This window comes from Flavobacterium sp. (genome assembly GCF_031363805.1).
Classification (GTDB): domain Bacteria; phylum Bacteroidota; class Bacteroidia; order Flavobacteriales; family Flavobacteriaceae; genus Flavobacterium.
The window spans coordinates 1-15,788 of sequence record NZ_JANLVD010000171.1 but is presented as its reverse complement, the minus strand read 5'-3'; the positions used below and the strand labels follow the sequence as shown (position 1 = coordinate 15,788).

Annotated in this window: 17 protein-coding genes, 1 tRNA gene, 1 other RNA gene and 1 pseudogene; 11 read left to right on the top strand and 9 right to left on the bottom strand. The window is 30.3% G+C overall.

Features of this window, described 5'->3' with window-relative positions; all coding sequences use genetic code 11:
- Both RMN92_RS09860 and RMN92_RS09855 read left to right on the top strand, forming a co-directional pair.
- The coding region (locus RMN92_RS09860) for an inner membrane CreD family protein (protein WP_309609280.1) at positions 1-202 on the top strand (202 nt) is incomplete at its 5' end.
- Positions 203-670: 468 nt separating this feature from the next.
- Positions 671-1,258: an outer membrane beta-barrel protein gene (locus RMN92_RS09855; protein WP_309609279.1), complete on the top strand. Its 588-nt coding sequence runs from the start codon at positions 671-673 to the stop codon at positions 1,256-1,258.
- Between the two features lie 122 nt (positions 1,259-1,380).
- Here the strand turns inward: RMN92_RS09855 and RMN92_RS09850 are convergent, their stop codons facing one another.
- A complete protein-coding gene (locus tag RMN92_RS09850) occupies positions 1,381-2,580 on the bottom strand; it encodes an NAD(P)-dependent oxidoreductase (protein ID WP_309609278.1) in 1,200 nt (399 codons plus the stop codon).
- 126 nt (positions 2,581-2,706) lie between these two features.
- Here RMN92_RS09850 and RMN92_RS09845 point away from each other — a divergent pair, with 126 nt between their 5' ends.
- The 3 genes from RMN92_RS09845 (at position 2,707) to RMN92_RS09835 (ending at position 4,844) form a co-directional block, all read left to right on the top strand.
- Complete coding sequence (locus RMN92_RS09845; RefSeq protein ID WP_309609277.1) at positions 2,707-3,918, top strand: serine hydrolase domain-containing protein; 1,212 nt, start codon at positions 2,707-2,709, stop codon at positions 3,916-3,918.
- A gap of 79 nt (positions 3,919-3,997) precedes the next feature.
- Positions 3,998-4,393: a transfer-messenger RNA gene (gene ssrA, locus RMN92_RS09840) on the top strand.
- Between the two features lie 157 nt (positions 4,394-4,550).
- A complete protein-coding gene (locus RMN92_RS09835; RefSeq protein ID WP_309609276.1) occupies positions 4,551-4,844 on the top strand; it encodes a SemiSWEET transporter in 294 nt (97 codons plus the stop codon).
- A 56-nt stretch (positions 4,845-4,900) separates the two neighbouring features.
- Here RMN92_RS09835 and RMN92_RS09830 read toward each other — a convergent pair whose 3' ends face one another.
- The 3 genes from RMN92_RS09830 to RMN92_RS09820 form a co-directional block, all read right to left on the bottom strand.
- A complete protein-coding gene (locus RMN92_RS09830) occupies positions 4,901-5,401 on the bottom strand; it encodes a pyridoxamine 5'-phosphate oxidase family protein (protein ID WP_309609275.1) in 501 nt (166 codons plus the stop codon).
- Positions 5,402-5,531: 130 nt separating this feature from the next.
- The gene (locus RMN92_RS09825; protein ID WP_309609274.1) at positions 5,532-6,782 is read right to left on the bottom strand and encodes a hypothetical protein; all 1,251 of its coding nucleotides are present in this window, start codon (positions 6,780-6,782) and stop codon (positions 5,532-5,534) included.
- Positions 6,783-6,932: 150 nt separating this feature from the next.
- Positions 6,933-7,006: transfer RNA gene (locus RMN92_RS09820), tRNA-Met, on the bottom strand.
- 142 nt (positions 7,007-7,148) lie between these two features.
- Here RMN92_RS09820 and RMN92_RS09815 point away from each other — a divergent pair.
- Both RMN92_RS09815 and RMN92_RS09810 read left to right on the top strand, forming a co-directional pair.
- Positions 7,149-7,541 (top strand): START-like domain-containing protein, encoded by a 393-nt coding sequence (locus RMN92_RS09815; RefSeq protein ID WP_309609273.1) that lies wholly within the window; start codon positions 7,149-7,151, stop codon positions 7,539-7,541.
- 51 nt (positions 7,542-7,592) lie between these two features.
- A complete protein-coding gene (locus tag RMN92_RS09810; RefSeq protein WP_309609272.1) occupies positions 7,593-8,405 on the top strand; it encodes an aminotransferase class IV in 813 nt (270 codons plus the stop codon).
- Here RMN92_RS09810 and RMN92_RS09805 read toward each other — a convergent pair.
- From RMN92_RS09805 to RMN92_RS09785, 5 genes are all read right to left on the bottom strand, one after another.
- Positions 8,402-8,962 carry a YqgE/AlgH family protein gene (locus RMN92_RS09805; RefSeq protein ID WP_309609271.1) on the bottom strand — a complete coding sequence of 187 codons (561 nt, stop codon included), beginning with the start codon at positions 8,960-8,962 and terminating at the stop codon, positions 8,402-8,404. The genes RMN92_RS09810 and RMN92_RS09805 overlap by 4 nt on opposite strands.
- A gap of 110 nt (positions 8,963-9,072) precedes the next feature.
- A complete protein-coding gene (locus tag RMN92_RS09800) occupies positions 9,073-9,399 on the bottom strand; it encodes an HU family DNA-binding protein (RefSeq protein WP_309609270.1) in 327 nt (108 codons plus the stop codon).
- 130 nt (positions 9,400-9,529) lie between these two features.
- The gene (fmt, locus tag RMN92_RS09795) at positions 9,530-10,480 is read right to left on the bottom strand and encodes a methionyl-tRNA formyltransferase (RefSeq protein WP_309609269.1); all 951 of its coding nucleotides are present in this window, start codon (positions 10,478-10,480) and stop codon (positions 9,530-9,532) included.
- Complete coding sequence (locus tag RMN92_RS09790; RefSeq protein ID WP_309609268.1) at positions 10,480-12,378, bottom strand: RecQ family ATP-dependent DNA helicase; 1,899 nt, start codon at positions 12,376-12,378, stop codon at positions 10,480-10,482. Before RMN92_RS09790 ends, fmt begins: the two co-directional genes overlap by 1 nt.
- A gap of 40 nt (positions 12,379-12,418) precedes the next feature.
- Positions 12,419-12,955 (bottom strand): ATP-binding protein, encoded by a 537-nt coding sequence (locus tag RMN92_RS09785; RefSeq protein WP_309609267.1) that lies wholly within the window; start codon positions 12,953-12,955, stop codon positions 12,419-12,421.
- A gap of 158 nt (positions 12,956-13,113) precedes the next feature.
- Between RMN92_RS09785 and RMN92_RS09780 the strand changes: the two genes are divergently transcribed.
- The 4 genes and pseudogenes from RMN92_RS09780 to RMN92_RS09765 all read left to right on the top strand — a co-directional run.
- Positions 13,114-13,398, top strand: a complete 285-nt coding sequence (locus tag RMN92_RS09780; RefSeq protein ID WP_309609266.1) for a DUF493 family protein — start codon at positions 13,114-13,116, stop codon at positions 13,396-13,398.
- Positions 13,399-13,400: 2 nt separating this feature from the next.
- On the top strand, positions 13,401-14,117 hold the full coding sequence (locus tag RMN92_RS09775; RefSeq protein ID WP_309609265.1) for a DUF4290 domain-containing protein: 717 nt from the start codon (positions 13,401-13,403) through the stop codon (positions 14,115-14,117).
- Between the two features lie 40 nt (positions 14,118-14,157).
- The gene (gene murA / locus RMN92_RS09770; RefSeq protein WP_309609264.1) at positions 14,158-15,465 is read left to right on the top strand and encodes a UDP-N-acetylglucosamine 1-carboxyvinyltransferase; all 1,308 of its coding nucleotides are present in this window, start codon (positions 14,158-14,160) and stop codon (positions 15,463-15,465) included.
- A gap of 131 nt (positions 15,466-15,596) precedes the next feature.
- Positions 15,597-15,788, top strand: a pseudogene (locus RMN92_RS09765) (sulfite exporter TauE/SafE family protein); the annotation flags it as partial.

Below are 15,788 nucleotides of genomic sequence, written 5' to 3'. Positions count from 1 at the left end.
AATGATCACTTTATACTCGATTTCGATATTACAAAACCGAAAATTTGCAAGTTTTATTGGGCTTTCACTTACTGCATTATATACTTTTATTTATGTGATTATTCAGCTAGAAAATTATGCGCTTTTGGTGGGTAGTCTTGGCTTGTTCTTTATTTTAGGATTGGTCATGTATTTTTCTAGACAGATTGATTGGGGAAAATAATTGAATAATACTGTATTAAAACGACTCAAAATAAATTGTTTTGGGTCGTTTTTTCATTTAAAGTGTTTTAATTTTATTTGACATTAAGGGAATAGGTGATTTTTGAATTCATTTATTTCATTTCGTGAGATAGTAATTCTTTTGTTCGACTGAAATTTATAATAATGTTCGAAATACTTATAAAAAATAGAGGTATCAATATGTAAAATATTAGAACTTGAAAATTATGTAATAAATTAAAAAAATCATATAATCCATACTGGTTTTAATTCGACAATCTTTGTATAATATTTGAATCATTAAATATTTGATTATAATTTAATGATTTTTATTACTAAAAATATGCCGGTATTTTTTTTAAATAATATTAAGAGTTAATGAGATTTACCTACACGGTAAAAATTACAGATGGGAAATTTTTTACACTCTTCAAATTGGGGATTAATAAACAAATTAAAAAAAGAAATTATGAAAAAGATTTTCGCTTTAGCAGTTACTGCATTTATTTTTAGTACAGCCACGCAGGCACAAACCGAAAAAGATTGGTATATCATTGGAGGTAGTTTATCCAATATTGGATTAAATTTTCAAAACAGTAATACTACCTTTAGTTTAGATGTAACACCAAGGGTTGCTTGGTTCGTTCAGGATGACTTTGCTATTGGTGGTGAAGCACTTATAGGATTACAAACAGGCGATGGATTTACAACAACAAATTATGGAATTGGACCTATTGCTAGATATTATTTATCTGGAAATGCCCTAGAAAGCGTTGGAAAAACGCGTTGGTTTTTGGATGCAAACGTGGGTATATATGGTGCAAATACTAAAGTGACTGGCATGGAAAGTGCTAGTACTAATGGACTTGGGATTGGTTTCGGGCCTGGATTGGCTTATTTTATAAATAAAAATATTGCTTTAGAAGCCGTCGCTAAATACAATTTAACTGTAGGATTTGGAAATTCTACAACAAACAATGGTTTAAATGTTGGTTTAGGTTTTCAAATACATTTGCCTAAATCAAAGTTAAAATCGTTAGAAAATGATGTTAAGTAACTGATTAAGAATCTTATTGTATTAATGGCTGCTTAATTTGGCAGCCATTTTTATGTATAAAATCATATAATATAAACTTTATTACTAAAAAAGTTAGTCATAAAATCTGATACATTTTTTTATTATCCTTCAACATACTGTTTCAAATAAGAAAACCTTTCGGTAAGTTTTCCGTTTTCGGTGATTTTTGCGCGTTGTAGAATTCCATCTTTATCATTATTAAAAAAAGCTGGAATTACATGTTCAAGAAACATTTCTCCAAAACCTTCGCTGGAATCTTTTGGCAATTCGCAAGGCAAATTATCGACAGCCATGACTACTATTGCGGCAGGATGCATAAAATCGACTTCTTTATTTTCGACTGGATAATACCCGTACAAAGGTTCTGCAATGGTAGAAGAACGAAGTGTGCATGCAATTGGACCTTGTACATCGCAAGAAATATCGGCAACAATTTTAATTTTATTGGTTGCAGATTTTAGCATTTCTTGGGTTAAAATAACTGGAGCTCCGTTTCCGTAGAAATGTCCGGCCATAAAAATATCTGAAACTTTGGTGAATCGTTCAAAATTGGAAGTGTATTTTTCTGGGTTTGAATAGAAATCTTTTTTGTCAAAAGTTGCGCCATCAATTCGTTTATTGTAATCTTCAATGTCTATATGAGTGTAAACTGCTCTATCATATATTTTGGTCAAATAATCTTGAATAGAAACTTCTTTCAATTTCATGGCATCCAGCATTTCTTTGGCGCCCAAACCCACTTTTCCGTGACCTGTTAAAACAATTTTTATGTTGGGAAGTACATTTCTTTTTAACCGTTCAACTAGTGCTTCTTTGTCTTTTAAAGTTTCAGCTTTGGCTAAATTAAATAATTCAAATTTGATTCCAAAAGCGCGAATACCGTTGTAAGCTCCAACTATTCCTGCATATTTTCCAAAACCAATTAACCTTTTATTATTTGTATCTACAATGGTTTCGTGATCATATAGCTCTATATTTTTTTCTAAACAAGCTACTAATAACTTTCTGTTATACGATTGTTTTTTGATGGTATGTGAAAAGAAAAAATATTTTTTATTTGGAATTAAATAATCAACTGGAACTTCTTTTACGCCTATTAAAACATCACAATCTGAAATATCGTTCGCAACTTCAAAACCCATGTTTAAATATTCTTCGTCTTTAAAAACTCGAATTTCAGAAGATTCTATTTTGATTTCTGCTGTTGGAAATTGAGATTTGAGTTGTACCAATTCTGTTGGAGAAAAAACAACGCGTCTGTCTGGTGGGTTTTTTCTTTCTGTGATGAGTCCGAATTTCATTTTATGCTTATTTCAAGTAATTTGCTGCAAATATAACGTAATAGTGGATTGAAACAAGTTAAAAAATATCAATAAACTATCTTAATTATATTCACTTTAATTATATTTGTTCAGATTCAAATCAAAATGATATTTAAAAGACAATTCAGTATATTTTCGTATATATTCTTATTTTTTTTATTGGTTTCATGCAAAAATGAAACTCAAAAAATTAAACCAAAAACCAAAGAAGAAAGCAAAGTAGATTCTATTTATACTATGCAACCGCTTTCTAAGAAATTTCCTGAATTGAAAAGTTCAGAAAAAAGAAAGTTGCAAAGAACAATTGAAAAATTTTATCAAGAAAAATTTGTTCCTAACGATTTTTCTGGAAGTTTTTTGGTCGCAAAAAATGGTCATATTATTTATGAGAAATACAGAGGTTTTTCCAATTTTGAACAAAAAAAACCAATTACTTCAGATACACCTTTACATATTGCTTCGCTAAGTAAAGTAATTACGGCCACCACAATTATGTTATTGGTCGATTCTAAAAAAATATCTTTAGATCAAAAAGTAAATACCATTTTGGCTGATTTTCCTTATCCAGATATTACTATCCGAACGCTATTAAACCATAGAAGTGGCATGCGAAATTATAGCTATTTTACAGATAAAAAAGATATTTGGGATCAAAAAAATACATTACAAAATTCTGATTTGATTTCTATAATCAATAAAAATAACATAGATTTAGAATATAAAACCAACTCACATTTTGCCTATTGTAATACTAACTATGCTTTTTTGGCTTTGGTTATCGAAAAAATAACCCATTTAAGTTACAGCGAAGCGCTGAAAAAACTTATTTTTAAACCCTTGAAAATGAAAAATACTTTTGTTTTCGACTTGAAAAATAAAGATACAGTAAGTCAATCATACAAAGGACAGAAAATAAAATATTCCTTTAATTATTTGGATAATATTTACGGTGATAAAAATATATATTCTACACCTCGAGATTTACTGAAATTTGATATGGCAACCTACAATGAAAACTTTCTGAACAAAAAATTATTGAAAGAAGTTTTTAAAGGTTATAGCTATGAGAGTAAAGGTACCAGAAATTATGGTTTAGGCATTAGAATGTTGGAATGGGACAATGGCAAAAAAATGTTTTACCACAACGGTTGGTGGCATGGCAACACAGCAGCTTATTTAAAATTGAAGGATGAGAAAACTACTTTAATTTGTATATCCAACAAATATACTAGATGTACATATAAAATAAAATTACTGAGTGGATTATTTGGGAATTATCCATATGAACTAAAAAGTAAAAATGATAGTATTGAATAAAATAAAACTACACGCCTACTATTGAAATTTGGTATTAGGATTTATTTTTGATTTTTAGTATCTTTGTGAAATTAAATTTGGGGTCGACTGGTTTTGACAGCAAGTCGAATTGAATTGTAAGCATGTTGAGCATTGAGGTGTTGCTCATAAATATAATGTCTCAAAATTTTACACGGCGAAAATAACTACGCTTTAGCTGCTTAATCCGAATTATAGTACGATTTGCCAAGTTCCTACTAGGTAGGAAAGCTGGATTCTCCTAAAAAGCCTTGGTTTATGGCGTTTTGTAATGGAGAACCGTAAAAGTAAACCTAGAGGCGGTAATGTTTTGAATCCGTTTTGAAAATGTAAAACTAAGCTTTGTGTCGCTGTTCTTGGCATAGCACAAAGTCGAAAACCTAATCAAGGAATAAACATGTAGAAAGCTTTTTAGTTGCTTGTTTGGACGGGAGTTCGACTCTCCCCGACTCCACAAATTAAATTTAACCCTGAGAAACCAAAGTTTTTCAGGGTTTTTTAATGTAATTATGTAATAAATATCCTGAAAGTTCTAACAAATAAATTTGATTGAATATTTAAATTTACATTATAAAAAATTTACAAATACAAGTGTAAATAATAAATTCTGTACAATGAATTATATTCAAATCTTAGGTTATCTAGCGGCCATATTAACTACTGCCGCCAATTTTCCTCAAACTTATAAAATTATCAAAACAAAATCTACAGATGATATTTCTGTAAACACCTATTTGCTTCTAACCGGTGGATGTGGATTATGGGTTGCTTATGGTATTTTATATAAAGATTTACCCATTATTATAGCCAATTCAATATCGACTAGTATTTGTATCATTATACTGATATTAAAATCAATAAACAAAAAACAGCTAAATAAACTGAATGAAAAAATAATTCAGGATTAACTCCAAATAAAAAATTCCGTAAAATAAACATTTACGGAATTTTTTTAGACTAAATTTTATAAACTTAAATTACCTTCTATTCCATCATCCATAGTAATTCCTGTTAATAAAGATGCTGTCATTTTTGCAAAAGCAACCATTTTACCATTTTTATTATTCCAGTAGTAGCCTTCTTTTGGGGTCACTTTTATAATACTCAAATTGGGGTCGTCTACTCCACCAGTCATCCATACTTTGATAATTGGATTCCATAATTCTTCGATTTTATTTCTATCATAATTTATACTTGCATTTCCATGCAATGATAAAAACTTGTCGTGACCGCTTGCAAAAAACAATTCAACTTCAGAATTTTGCTGAATTTGTTTATTTTTATGGCTATTTTTATCCGAAAGAAACCACAGATTGCCTTCATCATCAATTTCTTGTGCAGACATGGGTCTTGATTGCAACTTATTCACATCATAAGTACAGAACATACATGTACCAATATCATCGGCTAACTTTTTGATTTTGTTAGCTGCATCTACATCACTTAAATCTTTAGAATCTCCCATAATTATTATTTTTTAATTTATATATAAATTGACGACCAATTTATCTAGTAAATTTCGAAATTTTAACTTGATTCTATTTATACAATCTTGGCAAAAAATTATATTATTTCTAAATCTTTTATTACTGATATTAAAATACCTTTTCGGCAATCATTTTATTAAAAATCATTCTCATACAGCTTTGACCATTTATGGATGCATCCCAATAATGCTGATGGATTTTAAGATGGTACAAGGTGATAAAATTAATTAAGCTGAAACGTTGCACTGGAGAAATTTCATAGTTAATATTTATGGGTATCAATAATGAATTTTTGATTCCAAATTCGGCTTCACCAATTGAGCCATCTTTTTTGAAATTGGTGGCCAAAGCATCGGATATTGAATACACATTTATCCATTTTAATTTATCATCCATATCCAAACACCTATTGTTATAAAAACTAGTGTAATAGGCTTTTGTAAATTCGTAAGGTGTTCCAATACTGATGAGTAATTCTATGCTATTTTTGGTATTGTTTGAAGGTACATTTCCTATAGGATAAAGCAAATCCAGAGCCAAAATACTACCCAAACTGTAAGTGTGCAAATGTATTTTTGAATCAATATTTGTTTCGCATATATATTCTATTAGAAGATCTAAGTTTCCCAAAATGAGCTGACTTTGGTCGCCATATTGAATGTAGCTATCCACGCAAGCAAATTCTGTTGCCAATGATGTAATTATTTCTTTAGATTTTGGAATTATTAACAACAGTAAAGTTGTTATTGGCATGACAAACATAACGCTGAAATAGGTAAAATCGATATTTGCAATTTTAAATGGCAATTTCAATTCTGTAAATTTATTAATCAAAGTTGTAAGTGCCAATATTGCAGAAGGAATCATAAATAATATGGCCAACGAAATAATTAAAAATATTAAAAAAATATAAAATGTTTGACCTGTTCTATTGTAACCATTGTAAAAGAAAAGCCTTTTTAATAATATTGGAAATTTTTTGACAACAAGTATAAAAAGAAGTACATTTTTGTAAAGAATATTATATTTATTGAACTTTTCAGTTAGAATTTCTCTGTACTTAAAATCGTAAAATTTATAAATTATATTTTCTTCATTATTTTTTTTCTCGATTATAGTAACCAATGTAGATAATTTATCTTCTTGGTAATTAATTTTTTCTGTTTTCAATTCAAAAATTGATCCTGTCGAATTGTAACTTAATTCATTTTTAAACCTAGCAGCATATTTTTCAACAGATTCTTGCTGAAACGTTTCTCCCAATCCTGTTATATATATTCCAACTTTAGACATTTGTGGTATTTTATCTATTACACTCAAAGTTAGAAAAACATTTATAAATATTATTTTGATTTTCAAATACTTAACATTTATTTATCTAAATAAAAATATTGAAAATTTTTTGACACAAGGAAAAAATATTAATACCTAAAAGTTAAAAATAAAATCATAAAAAAAAAGCGAATCAGTTTGTACTAATTCGCTTAAATTTTTTAAGTATTTGATTTGTAGCGAAGACGGGAGTTGAACCCGTGACCTCAGGGTTATGAATCCTGCGCTCTAACCGACTGAGCTACCTCGCCAATAAAGAAATATTGCATTTGTCAATGCGGGTGCAAAGATAATATTAAATTCATTTTCTACAAATTTATTTGAATAAATATTTTTATGATTAAAATATTTTTTTTTCAAATTATAATTATATATATTCACAAAAATTTTAAAATGGAAGGTAAAATACGCTACGAACTGGAATTCCCCATAAACTCATCGCCACAATTATTATATCAATATATTTCTACGCCATCGGGCTTGTCTGAATGGTTTGCAGATAATGTAAATTCCAGAGGCGAATTTTTTACTTTTATTTGGGACGATTCTGAAGAAAAAGCAAGATTGTATTCAAAAAAATCTGGCGAAAAAATAAAATTCAGATATATGGACGATGACAACAAAGACACACAATATTGCTTCGAAATGCATATTCTGGTAGATGAAATTACCAAGGATGTTTCACTCATGATTGTTGATTATGCAGATGCAGATGATCTGGAAGAATCAAAATTATTATGGGAAAATCAAATCTCAGATTTAAAACATGTAATTGGCTCTGTTTAGTTTTTAAAGATTATTAAACTTATATTTGCCCTGAATTTCAGGGCTTTTTTTATGCAAAATATTTCCTCATTATCTACCAATCGCGCCTTTTTGTATGGCGATGCAGTTTTTGAAACTGTAAAAATATTAAACTCCAAAGTATTATTTCTTGAAGACCATTATTTTCGATTAATGTCGTCAATGCGAATATTACGAATGGAAATTCCCATGAATTTTACGATGGAGTACTTTGAAAACGTATTATTGGCCGAAGTGAAATTAAATAATATTGTTTCCTCCGCACGAGCAAGAATAACCGTTTACAGAAAAGATGGTGGCTATTATTTACCCGAAGATAATAATGTTGCATTTGAGATTTTGGTTTCAAAATTAGAAAAGTCATTTTATGAAATTGAAAATTCGGACTATGAAGTTGAAATTTACAAAGATTTTTACGTTTCGAAACAATTAATTTCAACATTGAAAAGCACCAATAAAATCATCAATATTGTAGGTAGCATTTATGCCAAAGAAAATGGATATGACAATTGTTTATTATTAAACGAAGATAAAAATATTGTAGAAGCTTTAAACGGGAATATATTTATGCTCAAAGACGGTATTTTATCTACTCCACCAATTTCTGATGGTTGTTTGAATGGTATAATGCGCAAGCAAATTTTGAGTATTGCAAAAAAAATTGATACTATTGAACTAATAGAAAACTCTATTTCTCCTTTTGATTTACAAAAAGCTGATGAACTTTTTATAACTACTGTAATTATGGGAATACAACCTATAACAAAATACCGAAAGAAAGAGTATTCGAATAATTATTCTCATTTAATTTTGGATAAACTAAACGAGCAAATTAAAAACTTCTAATTATTCATAGGGTTTTCAGGAGCATTCGACCAAATAATATAATCGCCACCTTGTTCCATTATTTTTTCTCTCCAAAAATCGGTTGCAGATTTGCCAATAATTTTATTTTGGAGCCCATTTTCAGAAATTATCCATGAGTTTGAATCCAATTCATCTTGCAGTTGTTCGGCATCCCAGCCAGAATATCCTAGAAAAAAGCGAATATTATTTTGTTTGATAATGCCTTTGTTCATTAAATCTTTGGTCGATTCAAAATCGCCACCCCAATAAATTCCTTCTGCAATTTCGATACTATTTGGAATTAATTGTGGAATATTGTGTATAAAGTATAAATTATCTTGTTCGATTGGACCACCGTTATAAATTTTGAAATTTACTTTTATTTCTGGAATTAGGTCTTGAATAGTGTATCCAAGAGGTTTATTTAAGATAAAACCTACTGAACCTTCAATATTATGATCTGCTAGTAAAACAACCGATCTGTTGAAGGACAAATCTCCAATAATTGACGGCTCTGCCACCAACAAATTCCCTTTCTTTGGTTTTACTGCAATCATAATTTTAGAATTTGTTTAAATTTAACAAAAAATAATATTACAATCCAAATAAAAATAGATAAATAAAAAAAAACCACACAATGTGTGGCTTTCATATAATTTAAAATAAATTATTTTTTGTTTACTCCGCCCTCAAGCTCAGCACCCGCTTTGAATTTTACTACATTTTTAGCAGCAATTTTAATAGTAGCTCCAGTTTGTGGGTTTCTTCCATCTCTTGCAGCTCTGTTAGAAACTGACCAAGATCCGAATCCTACTAGAGAAACTCTTCCCCCTTTTTTCAAAGTTCCTTCTACGTTACCTAAAAATGATTCTAAAGCTAGTTTTGCAGCAGCTTTTGTAATTCCTGCATCAGCAGCAATAGCATCGATTAAATCTGATTTGTTCATAATAATTGTATTTATAGTTTTGGTTAATAAATTTTTATTGTGATACAAATTTAATAGGATTTCCTTACCACGCAACAGTTAAGGCGATTTTTTACCTGTTTTGTTAATAACTTTAACATTTTGTTTACAATAGAACGCGTTTTTAAGACATTTTCCGCAAAACCAAGTAAACATTGACTTAAAACGCATGTGTATTTTCTGAAAAATTAATGCCGTTTAACAATTCATGGGCAAGCATTTTCTTTTTTCCAGGAAATTGGAGTGATATAATATGAATAAAACCCCCTAAAACCGCCATTTTTATTTCTTTCTTTGTAGTTATTAATTTTCCAACTTCATATTCATGAGAAAATAATTCTTTTTTAGCTTCATAAATTTTAATATTCCACTCCTTATCATCATCTTTAAAATTGCACCACGCTGTAGGATATGGACTCAAACCTCTTATTAGATTATAAATTTCATCTGCATTTTTAGAAAAATCTATTTTGCAATTTTCCTTGTCAAGTTTATACGCAGTTTTTATATTGGGATATTCTTCTTGAATGGTTGTGTGAACGTTTTTTTTAGCAATTAAATTTAAAGTTTCAGAAACTGCTTCCGATCCTAAAATCATAAGTCTATCATGAAGATTACCTGCATTTTCGGTTTCTGAGATGGCAATTTCTTTGCTTAATATTATGGCGCCTGTATCTATTTTATCATCAATAAAAAAGGTGGTAACACCAGTTTTAGTTTCTCCATTAATTATAGCCCAATTTATGGGAGCCGCACCTCTATAATTTGGCAATAATGAAGCATGAAGATTAAATGTTCCATATTCTGGCATTGACCAAACTGCTTTAGGCAACATTCTAAAAGCCACAATTATAAACAAATTGGCGCCCAAAGCTTTTAATTCTGATAGAAAATCAAGATCTTTTAAATTGGTTGGTTGCAAAAATTTTAAATTTTTTTCTAAGGCATAATCTTTTACATCAGAATATTTTATTTTCTGACCTCGCCCAGCTGGTTTGTCTGGAGCGGTAATAACACCAACTATTTCGTGTTGATTTTGTTTTAAAATAGTATCCAAAATTCCGACTGCAAATTCTGGTGTTCCCATGAAAACAATTTTTAATTTATTCATTATAATGATACTATTTTAAATTGATTTTTGTTGTTTATTGAAATAATATTGTGCTCCAAAAGTTGCTTCAAGACTTTTAATATTTCTGATGATTCAATATTTAATTTATCTGAAATTTCTCTTGATGACAGTTCTGACTTTGCAAGTTGATCCAAAATTTTATTTCTAATAACATCAAAATTATATGTTTTTGGATTATTGCCATTACAAAATGAACAATTTCCACAATTTGCTGTCGTAATTTCACCGAAGTAAGAAAGTAGCAATTTGTTTTTACAACCTTTTGCATCAGAAATATATTTGATAACAGATTCAAGTTGATTTTTTTTGACTAAATTCTGACTCTCCAAATGTTTGGATATTCGATTGATGGTTTTATCATCTTCTCGAACTTCAAGAAAAGTAATTTTGGATTCACTCTCTTGAGAAAAATAACTTATTATATTTAATTTTTTTAATTTTTCAAGCAAATTTAATATTGTTGTCTCAGAAAAATTTAACTTCTTTGCAATAAAAAAAGTATTAATATTGGTTTGCATATCAAAAATTCCTGGATAAGTTCTCAATAATGTGGCAATGATTGGCTCATCGGTCACATTCAAACTCATATATCTTATAATTTCCTTGGAAGAAATTAAGAATTGAATTTGCGAATGTTGTGAAAACTCTTGCGATAAAGAAATAATGCTTTGTCTGTCAAGAAACTGTAGTGCATTGTAAACTTTGGTAACTGGCAACTTATAATAAATACAAAATTCATTCAAACTAAATGAAAATTCTTCAAAAATTCCTTCACCGTATGCAATTTTAAAATAGTTACACAGTTTTTTATATACATCTTTCAAGAAAATAGTGTTTGGCAAAACCAATAAAAATTGTGACTCAGCTTTTGCAATATCCCAAGGAGCTGTAATTATAATAGAGAATGCTTTGTTGCCATCTCGCCCCGCTCTACCAGCTTCTTGATAATAACTTTCTAAATTTTCGGGTAAGTTAATATGGACCACAGTTTTTACATTTGGTTTGTCAATTCCCATTCCAAAAGCACTTGTAGCAACCATGACATTTTTTTCGTCTTGCATCCAGCTTTCCATATTGGCATCTTTTTCTTTGGTCGATAATCCAGCATGATAAAAAGTTGTTTTATGTCCCAGAATACTCAATTGCGATGCTACTTCGTGACAGCTTTTCCTACTTCGAACATAAATTATAGCAGGTTGCGGGTTTTTAATTAAAATTTGATTGGTTTTATATATTTTATCTTCGGCATGAATAACATAATAGCCTAAATTTTCTCTTGTGAATGATTGTTGAAAAACTTTTGGATTTTCTAGACCTAAAAATTTAATAATATCTTTTTTAACTTCTGGGGTTGCAGTTGCTGTTAAAGCTAAAAATGGAATTTTATTGAAGAATGACTTTAAGTTTTTTATTTTTAAATACGATGGTCGAAAATCGTGTCCCCATTGCGAAACACAATGCGCTTCATCGATGGCAATAAGCGAAATGGGCAATGTTTTAATTCTTTCTAAAACCCAATCTTGCTCAAGACGCTCGGGCGATAAATACAAAAATTTATAGTTTCCGAATTGACAATTGTCCAATAACTCAATTAATGCATCGGGCTTTATAGCACCAGTTAAGGCTATGGCTTTAATATTTCTAGCTTGAAGTTGATTGACTTGGTCTTTCATTAAAGCTACTAAAGGCGAAATTACCAAACACAAACCGTCATTTAATATTGTTGGAACTTGAAAGCACAAAGACTTTCCGCCACCTGTAGGCATAATTCCAAAAGTGTCAAAATTATTTAGAACCGATTCAATGACTTGACCTTGAAAAGGTCTAAAACTATTAAATTGCCAATATTTTTGAAGGATTTCTAATGCTTTTTGCATTTTTATTCAAAATTATTATTTAAAAAGTAGGTATCAATTTTTAGTTAATTTGACCTAAGATAAAAAGAATTCTATTATCAACAGTATCTTTTGGCACTTCTATAAGATTATAACCATATTTTTGGTAAGTTTCCACCAGATGATTGTAAATAAGTTTTGCTTGTTCATAATTTTCATAACGCTCATTATCAGCAATATAAATATCTTCCCAAGGTGGCAAAATAAATATTTTGGTGTATTTATTTTCACGACAAGTAGTATCAAAAAAAGCGGGATAACTGTCCCCAATATAATGCATATAAGCCAAAACATCTGGTATGCCACGATCCAAAAAAACAACATTGTGCGGTTCTTTTAATGCGTTTGAAAATTGCTTCTTTCTTCCTTCCAACAATAACTCACTAAAAAGTAATGGCTTTTCTAGAAACAATTGTTCTATTCCTTCTTTTTTTGCTTGCAAAGTAACTTCGCGTGAAATTTCTGGATAACAGCAGTATCCATTGGCAAGCAAACCATCAATAATAGTCGTTTTTCCTGTCCCTGGTCCGCCAATTATGACAACAATTTCTTTTTTCACTTTTTTCAATAAGGCGCAAAAATAGTCAAACTATTTGGTATTTGAAAAGGTTTTATGAAAGAGAATTTTATTATTATAAATGTTAATAAAAAATCATAAATCTAAAAACATAAATATAGAATCAAAAACGTATATTTGCTCTTATTTTAATTTCTAGAATGGATAAGAAGACCGAAGAATTTTACGAACGACTGAAAGTAGAACTCGACAATAGCAACACTTGGCCGGCAGAATACCTTTACAAATTTATAGTTCCAACAGTTGATGATAATGTGGAACGTGTTGAAAATGCTTTTAACTGTATGGGTGCAATTATTAAAACCACAAAATCAAAAACTGGGAAATTCACAAGTATATCTGTAGATGTAACTATGAAAAATGCTCAGGAAATAGTTGATAAATATCAAGAAGTTGGTACCATAAAAGGTATTGTTTCACTATAAATATGGATACAAAATATATTAAAGAAATTGCAAACGATGTGGTTCAACATTTAGAATATAATTCTGAAAGAAAACCATTAATTATACCCGAATATGGTAGATATCTGCACGTTCTAATTGATCAAGCAACAGGAATTGAAGATCGAACGGAGCGAAATAAAGCAGCAAAATATATCATCTCTGTCATGGGAAATTTAAATCCGCACTTGCGTGATGTTCCAGATTTTCAACACAAACTTTGGGATCAAATTTTTATCATGTCCGATTTTAAATTGGATGTAGATTCACCATATCCGATTCCGTCTCGTGAGGTTTTGAAAATGAAACCAGATCCATTAAATTATCCACAAAATTTTCCTAAATATCGTTTCTACGGAAACAATATTAAATATATGATTGATGTGGCCAATAAATGGGAAGAGGGCGAATTAAAAAGTGCGCTCTGCAAAGTGATTGCGACGCATATGAAAAAATCGTACTTAAGCTGGAACAAAGATACAGTTACTGATGCGGTTATATTTGAGCATTTGCTCGAATTATCAGGTGGGAAAATCAACTTGACTCAAAGTACTGAAGAATTGCTGAATTCAAACGATTTAATGCGAACAAACAAACGTTTGTCAAACAAAATTCAAACTACCAATACAAATGGTAAGCCAAAAATTATAAAAAACGGCAAACCAATGATGAACAAAAACAATAACAGAAAACCAATTTAAAGATTGAATTTGTAACCAATCTAAAATCTAAAATTACAACATGGGAATATTTAAAATAGAAGGTGGCATCCGTTTAAAAGGAGATATTACACCGCAAGGAGCAAAAAATGAAGCTTTACAGATATTATGCGCTGTACTTTTAACTCCAGAAAAATTAACTATAAACAATATCCCAGATATTATTGATGTCAATAAACTCATTACATTGCTTGGTAATTTGGGCGTTAAAATCCAAAAAAATGGGTTGGGTTCTATTACTTTTCAAGCAGATGAAGTTAATGTTGGCTATTTAGAAACCGAAGCTTTCAAAAAAGAAGGAGGTTCACTACGCGGATCTATTATGATTGTTGGACCACTTTTGGCTCGTTTCGGGAAAGGATATATTCCAAAACCTGGTGGCGATAAAATTGGAAGAAGAAGATTAGATACTCACTTTGAAGGTTTTATAAATCTTGGTGCCAAATTTAGATACAATCGCGAAGATCATTTTTATGGTGTGGAGACAGATGGCAAATTAAAAGGAGCCTACATGTTGCTTGATGAAGCTTCTGTAACAGGAACTGCAAATATCGTTATGGCAGCAGTTTTGGCTGAAGGAACTACAACTATTTATAATGCCGCTTGTGAACCCTATTTGCAACAGTTGTGCAAAATGTTGAACTCAATGGGCGCAAAAATTACTGGTGTTGGTTCCAATTTACTAAGTATTGAAGGTGTTGATAATTTAGGCGGTTGCGAACACAGGATTTTACCAGATATGATTGAAATTGGTTCGTGGATTGGACTAGCAGCCATGACCAGAAGTGAAATTACTATCAAAAATGTTTCTTGGGAAAATTTGGGTGTTATCCCAAATACTTTTAGAAAATTGGGTATTACGGTAGAAAAAAGAGGAGACGATATTTATATTCCTACTCATGAAAATTATGAAATAAAAACCGATATTGATGGTTCAATTCTGACCATAGCCGATGCACCTTGGCCAGGACTGACACCTGATTTGTTGAGTATTATTCTGGTAGTGGCAACACAAGCTAAAGGCGATGTTTTGATTCATCAAAAAATGTTTGAGAGTCGTTTGTTTTTTGTAGATAAATTGATTGATATGGGAGCCAAAATTATGCTTTGCGATCCGCACCGAGCCGTAGTTATGGGTCATAATTTCGAATCGCAACTCAAAGCTACAACAATGAGTTCGCCAGATATTAGAGCTGGAATATCATTATTAATTGCCGCACTTTCTGCCAAAGGTACCAGCACTATCCAAAATATTGAACAAATAGATCGCGGTTATGAACGAATTGATGAAAGACTGAGAGCTATTGGAGCCAATATTGTGAGAGAATAGTTCAGTGTTCAGTGTTCAGTGTTCAGTGTTCAAAATTAATAAAACTCCCATTCCTACTGGCTTTGGGATTTTTTTATTTTAATAACTAGCAATTTAAAAATTAGTGTTTAAATAAAAATATCAATTATCAAATGGAAAACTACATCATTATTATTTTATGTTTTGCCGCATTTTTTGCTGGTTTTGTAGATGCTATTGTTGGTGGTGGCGGATTAATTCAAACCCCAATTGCATTAATTTTACTTCCTAGTTTTCCCGTTTCTTCAATAACTGGTTCGCTAAAAATACCAGGTATAAGTGGTACAAGCGTGGCTGCTTTTCAT